Annotated in this window: 19 protein-coding genes and 1 pseudogene; 15 read left to right on the forward strand and 5 right to left on the reverse strand. The window is 63.2% G+C overall.

The window, feature by feature from the left end; all coding sequences use genetic code 11:
* Positions 1–4: 4 nt before the first annotated feature.
* Positions 5–1,393 (forward strand): YfcC family protein, encoded by a 1,389-nt coding sequence (locus AC07VI_RS04255; RefSeq protein ID WP_492995819.1) that lies wholly within the window; start codon positions 5–7, stop codon positions 1,391–1,393.
* A gap of 24 nt (positions 1,394–1,417) precedes the next feature.
* Here the strand turns inward: AC07VI_RS04255 and AC07VI_RS04260 are convergent, their stop codons facing one another.
* A complete protein-coding gene (locus AC07VI_RS04260; protein WP_253251886.1) occupies positions 1,418–1,831 on the reverse strand; it encodes a GNAT family N-acetyltransferase in 414 nt (137 codons plus the stop codon).
* Between the two features lie 162 nt (positions 1,832–1,993).
* Complete coding sequence (locus tag AC07VI_RS04265) at positions 1,994–2,191, reverse strand: hypothetical protein (protein WP_076566245.1); 198 nt, start codon at positions 2,189–2,191, stop codon at positions 1,994–1,996.
* A 265-nt stretch (positions 2,192–2,456) separates the two neighbouring features.
* Here AC07VI_RS04265 and argH point away from each other — a divergent pair, with 265 nt between their 5' ends.
* Positions 2,457–3,854, forward strand: coding sequence for an argininosuccinate lyase (argH, locus tag AC07VI_RS04270; RefSeq protein ID WP_086143694.1), 1,398 nt, complete (start codon positions 2,457–2,459; stop codon positions 3,852–3,854).
* Positions 3,855–3,905: 51 nt separating this feature from the next.
* On the opposite strand, the gene AC07VI_RS04275 is transcribed toward argH, so the two are convergent.
* Positions 3,906–4,541, reverse strand: coding sequence for a hypothetical protein (locus tag AC07VI_RS04275; protein WP_319017123.1), 636 nt, complete (start codon positions 4,539–4,541; stop codon positions 3,906–3,908).
* A 693-nt stretch (positions 4,542–5,234) separates the two neighbouring features.
* On the opposite strand from AC07VI_RS04275, the gene AC07VI_RS04280 reads away from it, so the two are divergent.
* The 12 genes from AC07VI_RS04280 (at position 5,235) to AC07VI_RS04335 (ending at position 17,947) form a co-directional block, all read left to right on the forward strand.
* Entirely contained in the window at positions 5,235–7,766 is a 2,532-nt protein-coding gene (locus tag AC07VI_RS04280; RefSeq protein ID WP_086143692.1) for a M4 family metallopeptidase, read from the forward strand.
* Positions 7,767–8,020: 254 nt separating this feature from the next.
* Positions 8,021–9,214, forward strand: coding sequence for a type II secretion system F family protein (locus tag AC07VI_RS04285; protein WP_492995823.1), 1,194 nt, complete (start codon positions 8,021–8,023; stop codon positions 9,212–9,214).
* Between the two features lie 22 nt (positions 9,215–9,236).
* Entirely contained in the window at positions 9,237–10,943 is a 1,707-nt protein-coding gene (locus AC07VI_RS04290) for a GspE/PulE family protein (protein ID WP_492995825.1), read from the forward strand.
* Entirely contained in the window at positions 10,930–11,718 is a 789-nt protein-coding gene (locus tag AC07VI_RS04295) for a hypothetical protein (protein ID WP_492995826.1), read from the forward strand. The genes AC07VI_RS04290 and AC07VI_RS04295 overlap by 14 nt, the downstream gene beginning before the upstream one ends.
* On the forward strand, positions 11,709–12,263 hold the full coding sequence (locus tag AC07VI_RS04300; RefSeq protein ID WP_086143688.1) for a hypothetical protein: 555 nt from the start codon (positions 11,709–11,711) through the stop codon (positions 12,261–12,263). Before AC07VI_RS04295 ends, AC07VI_RS04300 begins: the two co-directional genes overlap by 10 nt.
* A 53-nt stretch (positions 12,264–12,316) precedes the next feature.
* Positions 12,317–12,871, forward strand: coding sequence for a hypothetical protein (locus AC07VI_RS04305; RefSeq protein WP_492995829.1), 555 nt, complete (start codon positions 12,317–12,319; stop codon positions 12,869–12,871).
* Positions 12,868–13,413, forward strand: a complete 546-nt coding sequence (locus AC07VI_RS04310; RefSeq protein WP_492995831.1) for a hypothetical protein — start codon at positions 12,868–12,870, stop codon at positions 13,411–13,413. Before AC07VI_RS04305 ends, AC07VI_RS04310 begins: the two co-directional genes overlap by 4 nt.
* On the forward strand, positions 13,410–15,299 hold the full coding sequence (locus AC07VI_RS04315) for a secretin GspD/PilQ domain-containing protein (protein WP_226935436.1): 1,890 nt from the start codon (positions 13,410–13,412) through the stop codon (positions 15,297–15,299). The genes AC07VI_RS04310 and AC07VI_RS04315 overlap by 4 nt, the downstream gene beginning before the upstream one ends.
* The gene (locus AC07VI_RS04320) at positions 15,296–15,766 is read left to right on the forward strand and encodes a type II secretion system protein (protein ID WP_301178795.1); all 471 of its coding nucleotides are present in this window, start codon (positions 15,296–15,298) and stop codon (positions 15,764–15,766) included. Before AC07VI_RS04315 ends, AC07VI_RS04320 begins: the two co-directional genes overlap by 4 nt.
* 5 nt (positions 15,767–15,771) lie before the next feature.
* Positions 15,772–16,155 (forward strand): type IV pilin protein, encoded by a 384-nt coding sequence (locus AC07VI_RS04325; RefSeq protein ID WP_492995833.1) that lies wholly within the window; start codon positions 15,772–15,774, stop codon positions 16,153–16,155.
* A complete protein-coding gene (locus AC07VI_RS04330) occupies positions 16,142–16,678 on the forward strand; it encodes a type II secretion system protein (protein ID WP_492995835.1) in 537 nt (178 codons plus the stop codon). The genes AC07VI_RS04325 and AC07VI_RS04330 overlap by 14 nt, the downstream gene beginning before the upstream one ends.
* Before the next feature lie 45 nt (positions 16,679–16,723).
* Positions 16,724–17,947, forward strand: coding sequence for a M24 family metallopeptidase (locus AC07VI_RS04335; protein ID WP_086143682.1), 1,224 nt, complete (start codon positions 16,724–16,726; stop codon positions 17,945–17,947).
* Here AC07VI_RS04335 and AC07VI_RS04340 read toward each other — a convergent pair.
* Positions 17,944–18,207, reverse strand: a complete 264-nt coding sequence (locus tag AC07VI_RS04340; RefSeq protein ID WP_139842364.1) for a hypothetical protein — start codon at positions 18,205–18,207, stop codon at positions 17,944–17,946. The two genes, AC07VI_RS04335 and AC07VI_RS04340, sit on opposite strands and share 4 nt — an antisense overlap.
* Positions 18,208–18,611: 404 nt before the next feature.
* Here AC07VI_RS04340 and AC07VI_RS04345 point away from each other — a divergent pair, with 404 nt between their 5' ends.
* Entirely contained in the window at positions 18,612–19,847 is a 1,236-nt protein-coding gene (locus AC07VI_RS04345) for a glycosyltransferase (protein ID WP_086143680.1), read from the forward strand.
* Positions 19,848–19,863: 16 nt separating this feature from the next.
* Here AC07VI_RS04345 and AC07VI_RS04350 read toward each other — a convergent pair.
* Positions 19,864–20,808: pseudogene (locus AC07VI_RS04350) on the reverse strand (acyltransferase family protein); the annotation flags it as partial.
* Between the last annotated feature and the right edge of the window lie 5 nt (positions 20,809–20,813).

Here is a 20,813-nt window from a genome sequence, read left to right on the forward strand (position 1 = left end):
CGCCATGAGAAAATTCAAGCTCCCCAATACCTTTGTCCTGCTGTGCGGCATCCTGGCCATGATCGCCCTGGCGACCTGGCTGGTGCCGGGCGGGAAATTCGACACCCAGCTGGTGAACGGCAAGCAGTTGATCATCCCCGGCACGTTTCATTACGTCGACAACAAGCCGCAGGGCCTGGCCGCCCTGATGATGGCGCCCATCAAGGGCTTCGTCGACGCCAGCCTGATCATCGGCTTCGTGCTGATCGTCGGCGGCGCCTTCGCCGTGCTGCAAAAGACGGAGGCCTTCGACTCGCTGATCAAGGCCATCGCCAAGGCGCACACCAGTTCGCGCTTCGTGCGCGCCGCCATCATTCCCGTCTTTTTCACCATGTTTTCTCTGGGCGGCGCCACTTTCGGCATGAACGAGGAAGCCATTCCCTTCATCCTGATCTTCGTGCCGCTAGCCCTGGCCCTGGGCTACGACACCATCACCGGCGTGTCGATTCCCTTCATCGGCTCGCAGGTGGGCTTTTCCGCCGCCTTTTTAAATCCGTTCAACGTCGGCATCGCGCAGGGCATCGCCGGCGTGCCGATCTTTTCCGGCATCGGCTACCGCCTGATCGTATGGGCCATCGCCACGGCGGTCAGCATCGTGTTCTTGATGTGGTACGCGGCGCGCATCAAGCGCCATCCGGAAAAAAGCCCGACCTACCTGCTCGACATCGAAAAGCGCAACGAGCACTCGATGGACCTGGACAGCTTTGCCGGCATGACGCGCACGCACCGCGCCGTGCTGTGGATTTTCATGGCCACCCTGCTGATGATGGTCGTCGGCGTCGTCAAGTACGACTGGTTCATCGATGAAATCGCCGCCCTGTTCCTGGTGATGGCCATCATCGTCGGCCTGGTCGGCCGGCTCGACATGGACAGCCTGGTCGCCTCTTTTGTACAGGGCGCACGCGACATGGTCAGCGTGGCGCTGGTCATCGCGCTGGCGCGCGGCACCATGATCCTGGCGCGCGACGCACAGATCATCGACACCATCCTGCATGCGCTCACGCCCCTGGTGGCCTCGTCGAGTCCCGTCTTCGCCGCGCAAAAAATGTTCTTCATGCAGTCGGTGATCAACTTCTTCATCCATTCGGGCAGCGGCCAGGCGGCTCTCACCATGCCCATCATGGCGCCGCTGGCCGACCTGGTGGGCGTGACGCGGCAGACGGCGATCCTGGCCTTCCAGTTCGGTGAATTCACCACGCCGATGATCCCCACCTCCGGCATCACTGTCGGCGTGCTGGCGCTGGCACGCGTGCCCTGGATTACCTGGGCCAAGTGGATGATCCCGCTGCAGCTGATTTACCTGGTGCTGGCGCTGCTGCTGCTGATTCCCCCCTGCCTGATGCACTGGCAGTGAGCGCCAGCCTATGGGCGCAGGCCATCAACGCTGGTAGATGCCCGGCACATACCGCTCCATCAGCGTCTCCGGCTTGAGCGGTGCCGTAAAACCGAAGCGCGCATACAGGCCATGCGCCGTGCTGGTGGCCAGCATGAAACGGCGCAGGCCCTGCAAGCCGGGATGGGTCATCACGGCCGCCATCAGGCGCTGGCCGTAGCCACGGCCGCGGTATTCGTCCAGCACATACACGTCGACCAGATAGGCAAACGTGGCGTAATCGGTCACCACGCGGGCGAACGCCACCTGACGGCCGTCCAGCGTGCCGCCAAAGCAGAGAGAATGGTCGATCGCGCGCTGTACGGTAGCCAGCGGGATGCCGATGGCCCATGTCGATTGCGTGCTGAGAAATTGGTGGATGGCTGGAACGTCGAGTTCCGCCTTGTCGGTGCTGATCATCAAATCTGACATCGCGCAGGCCCTGCTATCGTTGAAAACTCGATCATCTGCCTTTTTGCTGCGGCTGTCACCAGGGCCGGATAGAACCGGGGGCGCCGCCCGTTCTGCCTGTCCGTGATGCGGTGTTGCTGTTTGCTGCGAATGTTTTTCGTACTGCCTGCATTACAGCGCAGCTTTTTCTTCGGCGCTCAAGCGCTTGGCGCTGACGTACACGGTGTGCATGGTGGCTTGATCGGCGCTGGCGACGATGGGGGCGGGCGCGGCGCGGAACTTCGGCACGGCGGCGGTGGCCAGGCTGGTGGCGGCAGCGACGGCGATGATGGCAACGAAGATGGCTTCCATGTTTTTGGCGATGTTCATGATGGTGTCCTTTGAGTGGCTGGTTGTGTGCTGCGATGATTGAACTGTAGGCCGATCCCCCCTGAAGCGCCATCGGATTGCGACCAAACGCACGATTTTGGGGACAGAATACAAAAAGCGCGGATGGAACGCACAAGCTGCCCACGCCGTGGCATTTGAGGCTTGCCAGCCCCATTCCTGGCCATTTACGCGCCCTGCAAGCCCCGAAAAGCCCTACCGCCGGCCAACCTTGTTTATAATCGCCCTACACTAAAGGACTTCTTTCATGACTGATCAATTCTCCAAAAAGGGCGAAGCCTGGTCGGCCCGGTTTTCCGAACCGGTCTCGGACCTCGTCAAGCGCTACACAGCTTCTGTATTTTTTGACAAGCGCCTGGCGCTGTTCGACATCGAAGGCTCGCTGGCCCATGCGGAAATGCTGCATGCGCAGGCCATCATCAGCCCGGCCGACTACGCCGAAATCCAGCGCGGCATGGCGCAAATTTCGCAGGAGATCGCCGCCGGCCAGTTCGAATGGCTGCTGGACCTGGAAGATGTCCACCTGAATATCGAAAAGCGCCTGACCGAACTGGTAGGCGATGCGGGCAAGCGCCTGCACACGGGCCGTTCGCGCAACGACCAGGTAGCCACCGACATCCGCCTGTACGTGCGTGCCGCCATCGACGACATCACCGCCCTGCTGGCGACCTTCCGCAGCGCGCTGACGGACCTGGCCGAACAGCATGCCGACACCATCATGCCGGGCTTTACCCACATGCAGGTGGCCCAGCCGATCACCTTCGGCCACCACATGCTGGCGTATGTCGAGATGTTCGGCCGCGACGCCGAGCGCATGGCCGACTGCCGCAAGCGCGTCAACCGCCTGCCGCTGGGCGCCGCTGCCCTGGCCGGCACCACCTTCCCCATCGACCGCCTGCGCGTGGCAAAAACGCTGGGCTTTGACGACGTCTGCCACAACTCGCTCGACGCCGTCTCGGACCGCGATTTCGCCATCGAATTCTGCGCCGCTGCCGCCGTGCTGATGATGCACGTGTCGCGCATGGCCGAAGAACTGGTGATCTGGATGAGCCCGCGCATCGGCTTCATCGACATCGCCGACCGCTTCTGCACCGGCTCGTCGATCATGCCGCAAAAGAAAAACCCGGACGTGCCGGAGCTTGCCCGCGGCAAGACGGGCCGCGTCTACGGCCACCTGACCGGCCTGTTGACCCTGATGAAAGGCCAGCCGCTGGCCTACAACAAGGACAACCAGGAAGACAAGGAACCGCTGTTCGACACCGTCGATACCGTCATCGACACGCTGCGCATCTTCGCCGACATGGCCGGCGGTATCACCGTCAAGCCCGAAGCCATGCGCGCGGCCGCCCTGCAGGGCTATGCCACGGCGACCGACCTGGCCGACTATCTGGTCAAGAAAGGCTTGCCGTTCCGTGATGCCCATGAAGCGGTGGCCCTGGCCGTGCGCGCCTGTGTCGACGCCGGCTGCGACCTGGCCGACCTGTCTTTGGAACAGCTGCGCGCCTTCTCCCCATTGACGGGCGAAGATGTGTTTGAAGTGCTGACCCTGGAAGGTTCCGTTGCCGCACGCGACCACGTGGGCGGCACCGCGCCACGCCAGGTGCGCGCGGCGATCGCCCGCGTACGCACGCAACTGGAAAAATAAGCAGGCTGCGTCCCTCCAGCGCCCCGCCGCAGCGATGCAGCGGGGCGTTTTTCATTGCGCGACGATTTTCGACAGTGCGGAAAACGCCGCCCCCGTCTGCGACGCTTCCAGCAGCAGCGTCAGCTCCGTGTAGGTGCAGAAGATGTTAATCAGATTAATGCGGTCCCAGGCCAGGCGCTTGAGGATGGCGTGATACACGCCCGGCGTATAGCAGGTCTCGGGGGCCAGGTGCAGGGTCACGGCCGTCACCCGTTCCAGGCGCGCCAGCTCCTGCTCCGCGCCGAAGACCTCCTCCACCAGCGCGTGCAGGCTGCGGCTGCAGATCACCATCACCTCGTTGACGCCCCGCGTCACCGTGATGAAAGTGCCACGCTGGGGCGCGGCCAGCGCCAGCAACTGGCGCTGGCAGGCATATGTCTGGTCGGAATAGCGATAGGTAAAAACCATCAGCTCACTGCGCGTGCTCAGTTCTCCTGCGCGGTGCGCCAGCACGATCTCGCCACCTTTCTGCTGCGGCATCCGCTCGGCCAGGCGACGCAGCGCCATCACCACGGCAGCCTGGCCCACCGGTTTCCATAGGTCGGTCTGCAATTGCGGTTGCAGCTGGCGCGCCAGCTCCGACAGGTTGAGCAAACCCCGGCCCAATCCCTCGCTGAGAAACGCCGATTCCATCACGATCTGTTCCACTTTGGTCGCTATCGAAAGCATAGTTCATAGGGCCGGTGATGCCGGTGCACGCACCAGGAGCCGGCAACCCTTCCTGAAAAAGAGGATGCACTGCGCCAGCGGCCACGCCGGACGACGCGGTCGGACTCGTTGAAAAATCCCCTTACGGGGGAAGAACCAAGGTAGTGACGGCTAGGACGGTGGATGCAGCATTAATGCCGCTCCAGAGGGAAAATGGCTGAAACCAACAGCAGAAAACAGAACTGATGTCATGTGAAACTCCCGATTTTTTCCCGATGCGCCGTATCTGGACGCGGTCATTGCCGCGTGCGCTTTTTTGTCTGCGCGTGATCCGCTGGGAACCACGCGAAGACCTAGTGTAGATCGCAATATTTAAAAAATGCAACAGTGTTTTTCCAACAGAACACACCATTGAGAGAAGTAGTCCAAAACAAAATTTGCAGCTTGCGACAAATCAAACTTTCCTACGATGCATTGTCAATAAATGTTCAATTTTTAACAAAAATTCGCCTAGTGACCCATTTCTTAAATTTTTTGACATGGCGATCTCGACAAGTTTAGTGTCCCCCTACCCGGCGTCATGCCAGAAAAAAAACGGCAGGCCATGCGCCCGCCGCCAGGCAAGCCGGGGTGGCCATCAGACATTGCGGCCAGCTCATTCACCATTTCCTTAACCGATACCATGGAGCAGAAATGAATTTACGTTTGACGATAGTTGCCGCATCCATCGCCGCCCTGCCGCTGATGGCCACGACGGCCGATGCCGCCACGCCGCTGCCACAAACCCTGATGGCCGCTCCGGTCACCCAGGCCTCTCCACAAGAGAACGCCAGCCTGGTCAACAAGCTGGGAGCACAGGCGCGCAGCCGCGGCCTCAATACCGAACACGGCTTCGCCGTCGGCGCCCAGCATCCGGGCGTCAGCGGCACGCGCGTGAGCCGCGTACAGCACACCTATAAGGGCCTGCCTGTCTTCGGTTCCGAGACGGTGGTGGTCAGCAACAGCGCCGGCGACATCGTCAGCGAATCCGTGTCGGACCGCGCATCGGGCCTGGGCAGCGGCGGCGTCAATTCCGTCACCCGCAGCGCCACCACCGATATCGACACCGCGCCGGCCATCAGCGGCGCCGCCGCCATCGCCGCTGCCGTGAAAAGCATCGGCGTGCCGGCCGTCGACCATGTACCGCCCCATGCGCAGCTGCTGATCTACCCCGTCATGAAAACCGTACGCGTGGCCGGCGCCGAAAACAAATCGGAAGCCGCGCTGAATGCTCTCGACGTGCAGGACGTGGTCGACCACTACGAGCTGGCCTATCTGGTGCAGACGCGCATGATCAGCGGCAGCAAGCCGGTCTACTACGACACCATCGTGAGCGCCAGGGATGGCCGCATCCTGCGCCAGTGGAAAGCCCTGAAAACCGTGGCCGGCATCGGCAACAGCCAGTACAACGGCCAGGTGCCGCTCAATACCACGCTCACGGGCAGCACCTACACCATGAAGGACCCCAGCCGCGGCACGGGCGGCAGCTTCGGCGGCATGGCCATCACGAACGCCAACCACGGCACCACCTCGGGCAGCGTGTACAGCAACACCAGCAACACCTGGGGCGATGGCCAGCAGTACATCAGCGGTGGCAGCACCACCAACGCCAACGGCCAGACAGCGGCCGTCAATGCGATGTGGGGACTGATGAACACCTACGACACGCACAAGAACGTGCTGGGCTGGTCCAGCCTGGACGGCAACAACACGGCCACCCACATCGCCGCCCACGTCAACACGGCCTACGACAACGCCTACTACGACAGCAGCTGCAAATGCATGTACATCGGCGACGGCGGCAGCGCGTTCAACAACCTCGGCTCGATCGACGTCATCGGCCATGAAATGGGCCATGGCATCACGGATGCCACTTCTGGTCTTATCTACTCGCAGGAATCGGGCGGCTTGAACGAATCGAGCTCGGACATCGCCGGCGAAATGGTGGAAGCGTATGCGCGCGCCGGCGGCACGGGCACCACGATTCCCAACACAGGCAACGATTGGATGACGGGCAAGGAAATCGCCAAGAATGGCCAGCCGCTGCGCTGGCTGTACAAGCCGAGCAAGGATGGCAGCAGCCCGAATGCGTGGAGCAGCAGCATCAAGAACCTCGACGTCCACTACAGCAGCGGCCCGAACAACCGCATGTTCTACTTCCTGTCGCAAGGCTCGAACTCCACCTCGAGCAGCGACTACTACAGCTCCTACCTGAACAAGAGCCCGCTGGCCATGACTGGTATCGGCAGCGACAAGGCTTACCGTATCTGGTTCAAGGCCGCCACCACCAAGTTCACCTCGTCGACCAACTACGCCGACGCGCGCAACAAGGTGCTGCAGGCAGCTGAGGAACTGTACGGCGTGGGCAGCGCAGAATCGATCGCCGTCAAGCGCGCATATGCGGCAATCAACGTTGGCACCGACGTCGATGAATCGACGACGGGCGGCGCGGTGAGCATCACCAGCCAGCCGGCCAGCATCAGCGTCGCACCGGGCGCCACCGCCTCGTTCGCCGTGGGCGCGGGCGGCGGCACGGCGCCGTACACCTACACCTGGTACCGCAACGGTGCCGTGATCAGCGGCGCCACGTCGCCCGCCTACAGCTTCACGGCGCAGGCGGCGGACAATGGCGCCGTCTTCAAGGCCTCGGTGACGGATTCCTCGTCGCCTGCCGTGACGGCCACGTCGAACAACGCCACCCTGACGGTCGGCACCAGCAGCGCCACCGAACGCGTGACGAACGGCGGCTTCGAGTCCGGCGCCACCGGCTGGAGCGGCACCACGGGCGCCATCGGCACGTTTGCTGGACAAGTCGCGTACGAAGGCACGAAGTACGCCTGGCTGGGTGGCAATGGCGCCACGGCCAGTGAATCGCTGACGCAAAGCGTAGCCATTCCGGCAGCCGCCACCTCGGCCAGTTTGAGCTTCGCGCTGCATATCGACACGGCGGAAACGGGCAATACCGTGTACGACAAGCTGGTCGTCACCGTGAAGAACAGCACCGGCACCGTGCTGGGTACCCTGGCCACGTACTCGAACGTGAACAAGGCGGCCGGCTACCAGATCCGTACGTTTGACCTGATCGCCTACAAGGGCCAGACGGTGCAGATCTCGTTTGCCGCCACCGAGGATGCATCGCTGCAAACCTCGTTCGTGATCGACAAGGTCAGCCTGGTCACCCAGTAAGCAGGTAAGTGCGTGCAGACTGGCCTGGCCGGCTTTCTGCACGCACACGTCACACAACACGATTGATTTTCTTGCAATTCCAGTCTACCCTGAGGCAACTGCTTTTTGCTTGCTGCTTGTTTTCTGCCGGTACCCGCGACGACTTGAACTTTTTTTGGATTGTTCCCGACCGATGCCTACTTTGACCGCACGCGCCTTCCTCCATAGCAGCCTGTCCATGTCCGCTCCTGTCGCCATGCTCAGCTGAGCCGACGATGCAGTTCCACCTCCAGGTGCAGGGCCCGGCGGGCAGCCAGGCACTTTCCGTCGACGCCGCCAGCGAGGCCGAGGCCATCCGCGCGGCCGTGCGCGGCGGCTGGCGCGTACTGGCCGTGGACGACGGCGCCATCGGGAATGCAGGCGCCGCAGCCCGTCCCGGCAAGCAGGGCCTGAACCTGCTGCAATTCAGCCAGGAGCTGCTGGCCCTCCTAGAAGCGGGTCTGAACCTGGGCGAGGCCATGGCCACCCTGCACAACAAGGAAACGCGCACCGGCGCGAAGAGCACCCTGGCCGCCATCGTGCTGACGCTGCAGCAGGGACAAAGCTTTTCCGACACCCTGGCCGATTTCCCCGACATCTTCCCCGACATTTACATCGCCACCGTGCACGCGGCCGAACGCTCAGGCAACCTGCCCGAGGCGCTGGCGCGCTTTGTCGCCTACCAGCTGCAGTTCGACGCCATCCGCAAAAAACTCATCTCCGCCGCCATCTACCCGTGCATGCTGCTCGTCGTCGGCGGACTGGTGACCCTGTTCCTGCTCGGCTACGTGGTGCCGAAGTTCAGCGTCGTGTATGAAAGCTCGGGCCGCGAGATTCCCTGGATGTCGCAAATGCTGCTGGGCTTTGGCCAGACCCTGGCGGCCCATCCGCTGCTGTGCGCCAGCGCGCTGGCCGCCGTGGTGGCCGCCGTGGTCTTTGGCATCACCAATGCCGGCGCGCGTCAGGCGCTGGTGCTGCGCCTGCTGCGCCTGCCCGTGCTGGCGGACAAGGCGGCCGAATTTCGCCTGGCCCGCTTCTACCGGGCCCTGAGCCTGCTGCTGCACGCGGGTATCCCGCTGCACAAGGCGCTGGCCATGGTGGCGCCCATGCTGCTGCCGGCGCAGCAGGAGCAGCTGGCGCAGGCGCGCCGCGCGGTGCAGGAAGGCATGCCGTTTTCCAGCGCGCTGGAACAGGCCGGCATGGCCACGCCCGTGGCGCAATCGCTGCTGAAGGTGGGAGAAAACACGGGCCGCCTGGGCGACATGCTGGAACGCTCGGCCAAGTTCCACGACGAGGAATTCGCCCGCTGGGTGGACTGGGCTTCGCGCCTGCTCGAGCCGCTCTTGATGACCATCATCGGCGTGGTGATCGGCGGCGTGGTCGTGCTGATGTACATGCCGATCTTTGAACTGGCCGGGAGTTTATCGTGAACCTTATCGTGAAGGTCCTGGCATGAACGCGCGCGAGGAGGAACGCACCGTGCTCGACGCAGCCATGCTGCGTCAGGCCCATGCCAGCGCACTGGCCCAGGGTCGCCCGCAAATAGCCGTGCTGCAGGAAACGGCGGCCCTGCCACCCGAAGTCTTTTTGCGCCAGCTGGCCGCCCTGTTCCGCTATCCGGCCTGGACGATGACCGAACTGCAGGCCGCCCTGCCCGCCTTTGCCCTGCTGCCCTACACCGATTGCGCCCAACGCGACTGCGTGCTGCTGCAACCTGGCGTTCCGGACGCGCCGCCCGTGCTGGTCATCGGCAATCCCTTCAGCGAGGACCTGCTGCAGTGGGCCGACTTCGCCCTGTCCACGCCCTTCACGGTGGCGCTGGCGCATCCGGACGACCTGGCCGCCTACCTGCAGCAGCAGGAAAGCGTGCAGCAGGCGATGCAGGTAATGCAGCACCAGGATGACGACAGCGACGTGCCGGGACTGGACCAGAGCATCGAGGATATCTCGCTGATCCGCATCAGCGAGGACAGCAGCCCCGTGGTCAAACTGGTGAACTCCACCATCTACGACGCCCTGAAATTCCAGGCCAGCGACATCCACCTCGAATGCGACGTGGCCAGCCTGGTCATCAAGTACCGCGTCGACGGCGTGCTGGTGCAGGCGGGCCAGGTGCAGGGGCTGCAGATGGCCGAACAGATCATCTCGCGCATCAAGGTGATGGCCGACCTCGACATCGCCGAGCGCCGCATCCCGCAGGATGGCCGCTTCAAGGTGCGCGTGAAAGGGGCGGAGATCGATTTTCGCGTTTCCATCATGCCCAATATCTTTGGCGAGGATGCCGTGCTGCGCCTGCTCGACCGGCGCGCGCTGACGGAGGCGGCGCAGGCGCTGCGCCTGGAAAGCCTGGGCCTGAACGAGGATGCCATCGAACAGATCCGTCGCCTGGCCGCCAAGCCGCACGGCATGCTGCTGGTGACGGGTCCCACGGGTTCCGGCAAGACCACCACCCTGTACGCGGCCATCACGGAAATCAACACGGGACGCGACAAGATCGTCACCATCGAGGACCCCGTCGAATACCGGCTGCCGCGCGTGCTGCAGATCCCCGTCAACGAAAAGAAGGGACTGACGTTCGCGCGCGGCCTGCGCTCCATCCTGCGCCACGATCCCGACAAGATCATGATCGGCGAAATCCGCGACGACGAAACGGCGCAGATCGCCGTGCAGGCCGCGCTCACGGGCCACCTGGTGTTTACCACCGTGCATGCGAACAACGTGTTCGACGTGGTCGGCCGCTTCCTGCACATGGGCGTCGATGCCTACAGCTTTGCGGCGGCCCTGAACGGCATCGTGGCGCAGCGCCTGCTGCGCCTCAATTGCGCCCATTGCGCCGTCGACGCCAGCGCCGAGGTGCTGGCCGACGCGCAGCAGCTGCGCGACAGCGGCCTGGCCCTGCATCAGGTGCAGGACTGGCAATTCATGGCCGGCAAGGGCTGCGGCCACTGCCGCGGCACCGGCTACAAGGGCCGCAAGGCCGTCGCCGAGGTGCTGATGCTCAGCGATACGATGCGCGAAATGATCTGCACGCGCGCGCCCCTGAGCCAGATGAAGGAAGAGGCGGCGCGCAACGGTTTTCGCCTGGCGCGCGAAGCGGGCCTGGACCTGGTGCGGCGCGGCGAAACCACTTTAGCGGAGCTCAATCGTGTCACTTATTGAACGCCTTACCCGCGCCACCGTGTGCCTGCACCTGGCTCCGCACGGGCTGCACGGCGTGCTGCGCCGCGCCGGCCATCCCTTGCCCGACACCGCCTTTCACCTGCCCATTGCGAATCCCGACGCCAGCTGGGAAGTGGCGCTGGCCACCCTGCGCGGCTGGCTCGAACACGATGGCGGCAAAAAACTGCCGCTGGCCGTCAGCCTGGCCAGCCGCTGGTGCGCCATGCTGATGGTGCCATGGAGCGGTGCCCTGCTCGACCGGACCAGCGCACAGCGCTTCCTGCACAGCCAGTTCGGCGCCGTCTACGGCGAGGGCGCGCGTGCCTGGCGCCTGGCCGCCGACGATGCACCTTACGGCACGCCGCGCCTGGCCTGCGGCATCGATGCGGCCCTGCTGCAAGGCGTGCAGGATGCGGCCGCCGCGCAGGGCCGGCGCTGCCTGTCCATCGAACCGATCGCCGGACCGGCCTGGCGCAGCATCGCCAGGGGAAAACCCGCCGCCTTCGCCCTGGTGGAAGCGGGACGGCTGCTGCTGGCGACAAGCAGCGGCGGGCGCATCACGGCCCTGCACAGCCAGTCCTGCGCCGCCGCCTGGGGCGACGAACTGGATCGGGCGTGGCGGCGCTGGAACTTGCGCGCGCCGCAGCTCGACGCCATCGAACAAGTGGCCTTGATCGACCTGAGCGGCGTGCCGCAGGCGAACCTGCACGAACGCTTCGTACCCGTTGCCGTGGCCGACGCCGCCCACCTGATGCGGGAGGCCGCATGGGCCTGAGCCGTCTGGAATTCCTGCCGCCCGGGGCGGCACAGACTTTCCGCGGTTGGCGCCTGACCCTGTGCCTGGCGGGCGGCTTGGTGCTGCTGCCGGCCGCCATGTACTGGCTGGTACAGGCACAGGAAACGCGGCGCCTGGAGGCGCAGCTGGCGCAGCTTCAGCCCGCGCATCCCGTACGCGCGCCCCTCTCGGCGAGCCAGCAGCGCGAACGCGACATCGAACTGAAACAGGTGGCCGCCGCCGTGCGCCAGCTCAACCTGCCCGTCACGCGCCTGGTCAAGACCGTACAGGCGCCGCGCGACGTACGCGTGGCCCTGCTGGGGCTGGACCTGAACGCGCAGCAGGGACAGGATGGCGCCAGCGTACTGAAAATTGCTGCCGAAGCGGAAACCCCGCAAGACATGCTCAACTACCTGGCCTTCCTGAATCAGCAGCCCATGTTCAGCTCCGTGTATCTGCTCAAGCACGAGATGAACAGTAACGCGAATGCGAACGCGCCCGCACACCCTTACCGTTTTCAGCTGGAGGCGCAATGGCGGCAATAAAACCCGTGTTAAAAGCCGGCGCGCCCAGGACCCGCGCACGCCTCCAGCTGCATATGCCTCCTCGCCTGGCGTGGGAAGCGCGGCGCCTGTGGCGTACCCTGGGCTGGCCCAGCGCCATCGGCGCGGCCTGCCTGGCGCTGGCCGCCGTCGCCGTGCAGCTGGGCGATGCCCTCGCCGGACGCCAGCAGCCATTGCGCGCGCAACTGGCCGTGATGGCGAAACAGGCGGCGCTGCCGCCCGCCCCCGTCACCCTCGATGCGGATGCCGACAGCCTGGCCGCCTTCCACGCCTACCTGCCCGCGCATGACAGCATTCCCGAGCAGCTGAAAACCTTGCTGGAAGTGGCGCAACAGAGCGGCGTCACCCTGGCCAAGGCGGACTACAAGCCGCAGGAAGACGGCAACACGGCCTTTTTGCGCTACCAGATCATCCTGCCCGTAAAGGCCGAATACGTGCAGCTGCAAGCCTTTATCGTCGACGCCCTGCAGGAGCTGCCCACCCTGACGCTCGACTCCGTGCTCTTCAAGCGCGAGCAGATCGAGGCGGGCGAGATTGACGCGCGCATCCAGTTCATCCTGCTGGTAAAGAAGGCGGAGGCGCGCCCATGAAAAAAGCCGTACTGGGAGGCGCCGCCGTGGCGACCTTGCTGGCCGCCCTCTTCGCCCCAGAGGACGAAGGCAGCATCGTGGGACCGGCCACGGCCACCACGCGCCAGGTGGAGCGGGTCGCACCAGCGCTCCTCGCTGCAACCACTGCCACTTCCGTCTTGCAAACCAATCGGGCACTGGCCATCGCCCCGCGCCGGGGACCCGACGACGAGGAAGCGGCCACCCTGTTCGCCAAGCAAAGCTGGCAGCCGGATACGCCCAAAAAAATCATGCTCGACCAGCAGGCCGCGCAGGCCACGCGCGCTGTCGCCGCCGTCGACGCGAACGCGCCGCCGCCGCTACCCTTTCAATTCCTTGGCCGCTTTGTCGACGAAGGCAAGGCCGCCTACTTCCTGCAGGCGGGCGAACGCAACGTGGTGGCGCGCCCCGGCGACACGCTCGAGGAGCGTTACCGCTTCGACGGCGTGGTGCAGGGCGCCCTGCAATTTACCTATCTGCCGCTCAACCAGAAACAGACACTCGCCGTAGGGGACCTCAATTGAAACGACGCACACCACGTACTGGCATCACCCTGCTGCCGATGCTGTCCCTGCTGGCCGCCTGCGCCGGCAACCAGGCCTACAACGACGGTCAGGCCATGCTGGGCGCGGGCCGCACGGAACAGGGCCTGGCCCTGCTCGAACAGGCGGCGCGGGCCGAACCGACCAATGCCAAGTACCGCATCGCCGTCACCAATGGAAAAATGCGCGCGCTGAACAACCTCAATGGCCGCGCCGAGGCGCTGCGCCAGCAGGGCAAGCTGCCCGAAGCGCAGGCGCTGTACCAGCAAGCGCTGGCACTGGATGCCAGCAACGACGTGGCGCAGCGGGGCCTGGCCGGCGTGGCGCAGGACGAGCGGCACCACAAGCTGGTGCAGGAGGCGCAGTCCAGCTACCAGCGCGGCGGCGAAGCGAATGTGGCGCAGGCGCAGGAAGCCTTGCGCCAGGTGCTGCAGGAGCGGCCCGCGCAGCGCGAGGCGCTGGCCCTGAAAGGCCGCATCAGTGACGAACAGGCGAAAGCCCGGCCGGCCGGCGGCAAGCTGGCGGCCGCCTACCGCAAACCCGTGACCCTCGAATTTCGCGACGCCCCCCTGCGCTCCGTGTTCGACTTCATCAGCAAGGTATCAGGACTGAACTTCGTCTTCGACAAGGAAGTCGATCCTGCCCTGCGCGCCACCATTTCCGTGCGCGACACCAGCATCGAAGAGGCGATTGCCATGCTGCTGGGCGCCAACCAGCTGGAACAAAGTGTCACCAGCGACAAGTCGATCACGATTTACCCGAACACGCCACAAAAAGTGAAGGATTACCAGCAACTGGTGGTGCGCACCTTCTTCCTTGCCAACGCGGACGTCAAGACAGTGGCGTTTTCCATCAAAACCCTGCTCAAGGCCAAGGACGTCGTCACCGATGAACGCCTGGGCATCATCATGCTGCGCGATACGCCGGAAATGGTGCGCATGGCCGAGCGCATCATCAACGTGCAGGACCTGGCCGATCCGGAAGTGATGCTGGAAGTCGAGGTGCTGGAAGTCAAGCGCACGCGCCTGATGGAACTGGGCGTACGCTGGCCGGAGCAGGCCAGCCTGACACTGGCCGGCGTCGCAGGCAGCACGGGAGGCCTGGGCGGCCTGAAGGTGGCGGACCTGCACCGCATCAATGGCGACAATATCAATCTGGGCATCGGCGGCGTCACCGTCAACGCCAACAAGACGGACAGCGACAGCAATATCCTGGCCAACCCGCGCATCCGCGTGCGCAACAAGGAAAAGGCGAAGATCCTCATCGGCGACCGCGTGCCGGTGATTACCGTCACGACGAATAACGGCGTCAGTTCCGACAGCGTCAACTACATCGACGTGGGCCTGAAACTCGACGTGGAGCCGAACGTCTACCTGGACGACGAGGTAGCCATCAAGATCAACCTGGAAGTGTCGAACGTCGTCAAGGAAGTCATCAGCAAGACGGGCACGCAGGCTTACCAGATCGGCACGCGCAGCGCGTCGACCGTGTTGCGTTTAAAAGATGGCGAGACGCAGGTGCTGGCGGGCCTGATCAGCGACGAAGACCGGGGCACGGCCAACAAGGTGCCGGGCGTGGGCGAACTGCCTGTGCTGAACCGTCTTTTCGGCAGTCAGAAGGACGACGCCATGCGCAGCGAGATCGTGCTGTCGATCACGCCGCGCCTGCTGCGCAGCATCCGCCGCCCGGACCTAGTGACGGCCGAATTCAGGTCCGGCACCGAGGCGTCCGTGGGCGGGCGCGCGAGCGTGGGCGGCACACAGGAAGCAATCGCCGCGCCCGAGCAAGCCCCGCCGCGCGCCGGCTCGCCCATGACGGGCGGCGACGAAGCGCCCGCCGCCGACAAGACAAGCAAAGGTGGCCAGTGAAGCATAAAGGCTTTACCTTCATCGAACTGATGATCACCCTGGCCATCATGGCGACCCTGGCCACGGTGGCCGTGCCGATGGCGCAGGTGGCCTTGCAACGGGCGAAGGAGCAGCAATTGCGCAATGCCCTGATCGAGATGCGCGAGGCGATCGACGCCTACAAGCGCGCCTCGGACAATGGCCGCATCAAGCTGTCGCTGGGCGCCTCGGGCTATCCGAAGAAGCTCGAGGAACTGGTCGAGGGCGTACCCGACCAGCGCAGCGTCTCGAAGCAGAACATCTATTTTTTGCGCCGCCTGCCGCGCGACCCGTTCCAGCCCAGGGAAGCCGGCAGCGCGGCCGACAGCTGGAGCAAGCGCGCCTATGCCTCGCCGCCCGACAATCCCAGCGAAGGCGAAGACGTGTTCGACGTCGCCTCGCGCTCGACCAAGGCGGGCCTGAACGGCGTGCCGCTCAATCAATGGTGACCGCCATGCCTACCACGACCATACGCCGCGGCTTTACCCTGATCGAACTGCTGGTGGTGCTGGCCATCATCTCGCTGCTGCTGACGATCGCCATCCCCCGCTATTTCGGCTCGGTGGAAAAGTCGAAGGAAGTCGCGCTGAAGGAAAACCTGCAGGTGCTCAGGAGCGGCCTGGATAAATACTATGCCGACAAGGGAGAATACCCGGCCGCGCTGGCCGACCTGGTCACTCACCACTACTTCCGCAGCGTGCCGCTGGACCCTGTTACAGAGTCGGCCGCCACCTGGCAATTGATCCCTTCGCCGAATGGCGAGATCGGCGGCGTGGCCGACGTGCGCAGCGGCGCCAAGGGCAAGACGCGCGAGGGCATTCCGTTTGAACAGCTCTAGTTTCCGGCGCGGCACACGGGGCTTCGCGTATATCTGGACCCTGATGCTGGTGGCCTTCATGGGCGTGGGTCTGGTGCTGGCCAGCGAACTATTTGCCACGGCCGCGCGGCGCGAGAAGGAACGCGAGCTGCTGTTCATCGGCCATGAATTCCGCAACGCGCTGGGCCGCTACTACGACAGCACGCCGGCCGACGGGCGGCCCCGCTACCCGTTGACCCTGCAGGAACTGCTGCGCGACCCACGCTTTGCCAACGCCCGGCGCCATCTGCGCCGCCTGTATGCGGATCCCGTCACGGGCAAGGCGGAATGGGGCCTGCTGCGGCAGGAGGGACGCATCGTCGGCATCCATTCGCTGTCGCCACAGCTGCCCATCAAGCAGGACAACTTCCTCGACGAAGACGCCAGCCTGCGCCGCAAGCAGCGCTACGCGGACTGGCAATTCACCTATCCGCATGACCTCGTGCTGGCCCCGCCCGATGCGGCCGGCGGCGCGCCGGGGCTCAAGCCGAAAGGCGCGAACTGATATCATGCCCGCATTCCATATTCAGCATCGAGCAAAGGAGCAGGCATGAGCATAGGTGGCACTTCCATCGAACAGGCATTGGCATCGCTGTCGGACATGACGGGCGGCATGGTCGCCATAGGCAAGGACGAACATGCGCAACGCATCGCCAAGGCGCAAGCGTTCATGCGCGAACAGGGTATCGCCGCCATCTACCTGAACGCGGGCGCCAACCTCACCTATTTCACGGGCACCAAATGGTATGCCAGCGAACGCATGGTGGGCGCCATCCTGCCGGCCAGCGGCGCCATCGAGTATATCGCGCCCGCCTTCGAGGAAAGCACCCTGCAAGGCTTCATGCTCGTCGAAGGCCGTGTCAATTGCTGGGAAGAGCATGAAAGCCCGTACCAGCTGTTCGCCGACGTGCTGGCGCGCATGGGAATCGCCCAGGACGCGAATCAACCGCCGCGCGTGGGCATCTGCGAAAGCGCCGCCTTCTTCATCTATGACGGCATCAAGCCACTGGCCCCTGGCTACACACTGGAAAACGCGCGCGCCGTCACTGCGTACTGCCGCAGCCGCAAATCCGAGGCAGAAATCGCCCTGATGCAACGCGTGATGGACATGACCCTGGCCGTGCACATGGCTACGGCCAGCATGCTGTACGAAGGCGTCACGACAGTCGAGGTGGAAGAATTCATCCAGCGCGCGCATCGCAAGGTGGGCGCGCCCCGCTCGTATTTTTGCATCGTGCTGTTCGGCGAGGCGACGGCCTACCCGCATGGCGTCAATTACGTGCAAACCTTGAAAGCGGGCGACACGGTGCTGATCGACACGGGCTGCCAGGTGATGAACTACATCTCCGACATCACGCGTACCTATGTGTTTGGTGCGATCAGCGAACGCCAGCGCAGCGTGTGGAATAGCGAAAAGGCCGCGCAGGCCGCCGCATTCGCGGCCGCCCGTCTGGGCGTGCCCTGCGGCGACGTGGACCGCGCCGCGCGCGTGTCCCTGGAAGCGGACGGTTACGGCCCCGGCTACAAACTGCCCGGTCTGCCGCACCGCACGGGTCATGGCATCGGCCTCGATATCCACGAATGGCCTTACCTGGTGGGCAATGACACGACGCCGCTCGACGTGGGCATGTGCTTCTCGAACGAACCGATGATCTGCATCCCCGGCGAATTCGGCGTCCGCCACGAAGACCATTTTTATATGACGGAAAATGGTCCGCGCTGGTTCACGCAGCCGGCGCACAGCATCGACGATCCGTTCGGGCTGCAGGCCTAAACCTCCCTCGCCAATGCCTGCCGCTGTGCCTTTGGCACGGTGGCAATCGGCGCCAGGCCGCCCTGCGCCAGCTTGAACACGGCCAGCTCCGCGCCCAGCTGCATGGCGTATTCCTGCAGCGATTCGGCCGCCGCCGACGCTTCTTCCACCAGCGCGGAGTTTTGCTGCGTCATCTGGTCCATATCGCCCTTGGTGGTGACCACCTGGATCACCACCTGCCGATGACGCGATATCGGACTCCATACTGCCCAGTTTTGCATACATGTCCGTCAGTGCCGCCAGCAGGCTGGCCTGATCGGCCGCCTCGGCGGCGATCTCCCTCAACAGGTCGCCGTTGGCCAACGCCATGGCGATGCTGGTATTGCAGGCATTGTGCACGTTGGACACGCAGCGTTCCATGCCCTGCTTGAATTGCACTTGCGCCAGCTCATTCATCTTTGCCAGATCGCCGATCGGCATAGCCAGCGTGCCTTGCATGCTCACCACGCTCGCTCGCGGGCCATCCTCCTCCATTTGCGATACTCCACCACACCGCACCCAGCGCAGAATACCCGCGCGCCCCCTCTGGTGCGACGACATTGCAAATAAATACAAATTAACTTTTTAATAAAAAAATTTACATCTTTGCCACAGTCTGCTGTAATGGCCATCCAGGGAGAATAATATGGCCAAGATACGCGTGATTCAATTTCATCCTTATGATCCAACCCACCCAAATGTTGGCGGCATAGGCAGCATTATTCGTGCGCTGATTAAATTTGCGCCATCGGACTTCGATATCTATTTCGTCGGTGTCAGCGTCGATATCCAGCTTCACCCGGTCGGCCAATGGCAGCGGCTGAAATTGGATGGGCGCAGCTTTCATTTCCTCCCGGTCATGGAGGCCCCTGTCGGTCGATTCGAAAAAATACCACGAACCCTCAAGTTCGCCTGGGCCTTGTGGCGCCATCGCGCACAAATTGACTTGCACGACGCCCTGTTGGAATTTCATCGGATCGAGCCCAGCGCCATATTCTGGTTGGCGTCCAACCATAAAGTCCTGTTCCTGCACGGCCATCATGGGAAAGACTATTACAACCCAAAATCCGAAGTGAAATGGTCCCGCTTCCCAGCCATCTATTTCTGGCTGGAGCGCCATTTGATCGTGCGGATCAAGCAGGTCTATATTGTCAGAGCGGACGCGGTCGCGCATTACCAACAGCGTTATCCGGCCATGCGCGACTGCATCCAGTTCATTCCCACTTGGGTCGATGAGACGATCTTCCGTCCGTTGCCGGCCACCGGACGCAGGCAGCTGAAACAGCAATTCGCCCGCCAACACCAGTTTGATCGGGGCAAGAAAATACTGCTGTTCGTGGGACGTTTTGTCGGTCAAAAGGATCCGCTGTTATTGTTGCACGCGTATCAGGAATTCAAACGCCATCGCGACGACACCATTCTGGTCATGATAGGCGCGGGAGAGCTGGAATCGGACATGCGACGCTTTATACGCGAGCAGGGACTGGAGGCAAACGTTCGCATACTTGCCCCCCGTTCCCATCAGAAGATTTCAGAATGGATGAATGCCGTCGACTGCCTGTGCCTGTCATCGGCCTTCGAGGGCATGCCCGTGGTTCTCCTGGAAGCCCTTTATTGTGGCGTGCCGGTGGTCAGCACCGATACTGGCGAGGCGTCCCGCCTGATTCCCAACGATAGCATCGGACGCCTGGTACGAGAACACGCGCCCCAGCCGTTCATGCAGGCGCTCAGGCAGATTTTGTCGCAGCCGTCGGATCCTTGGGCGTGCCAGCAGCAGGCAACTCCGTACACGGCGCAGACGGTACTGCATAGGCTACACTCCCGCTATCGCGAATTGGCCGAAATCGTCGACGCAAAGCCGCCGTCAATGGCCGCTCGATAACCAGGTAGACGGCATACCCCAAGCCCATGGTCCCCAACAATACCAGCAGATAGGTGCAGCGGGGCCCGAGCAGCGCCGCCAGATGGCTCTTGATCAGCAGCTTCAGCAACAAGCCCTGGAGTTGCTCGTGGATCAGGTAAATGGTATAGGATGCGTTTCCCAGTGCGACCAAGATTGCTGGCACGCGGAGATATCGTGACGTCTCCAACTTGGCCGCGCCAGCCAGCAGGAAAGCAAAGCCCAGTATCAGTCCCATATATGATAGCTCATGGGGCATTGGCGCAACCCACAGTGCGGCTGCCGATATCGCGCCTCCCGCCGCCAGTTCGATCCAGCCGCGCCCGCCGCGACGGTATAGGTAGAACGCCCCCATGCCAAACAGGAAATACAAATTATAGGCAGCGGTATAGACATTCCCCGCGCTGCGCTGCGCTACGGCCGGATAGTTATAGTAAATAATGCTGAACAGGGCGGCCGCTGCAAATCCAGCTACGCCCAGGCGCCGGTTAAGAATCAACAGCGAAAACACGGCATAAAATGCCACTTCATGAAACAAGCTCCAAGCCACCGTCAATGGCGGTACAGCGGAGGTGAATCGTATCAAGGTCAATGATGTTATCCAATCCCCCAAGCTAGAGGGAATGCGCGCATCAGTGCCCAAGCCGGCAGCCACCAGCAGGCAAAATGGGATGTTATATAACCAATAAATGGGATACAGGCGAATAAAGCGCCGGTAGATATAGGGCCGCCAAGCCGACGGCTGGCCTATCTCGTGGTAATGGGCAAACAGAATAATAAAACCGGAAAGGACAAAGAAGAACCGCACCCCGCCAATATGGCGCGTCCATTCATAAAAAACCGGCTCACCACCATAACGCGGCACTCCCATGGCGATCGACAGATGAAAGGCGGCGACACTGATGGCCGCCAGCGCCCGCCCAGCTTGTAGTGTTTTTAGCATTCCAT

This window comes from Janthinobacterium sp. GW821-FHT03A03, from assembly GCF_059421435.1.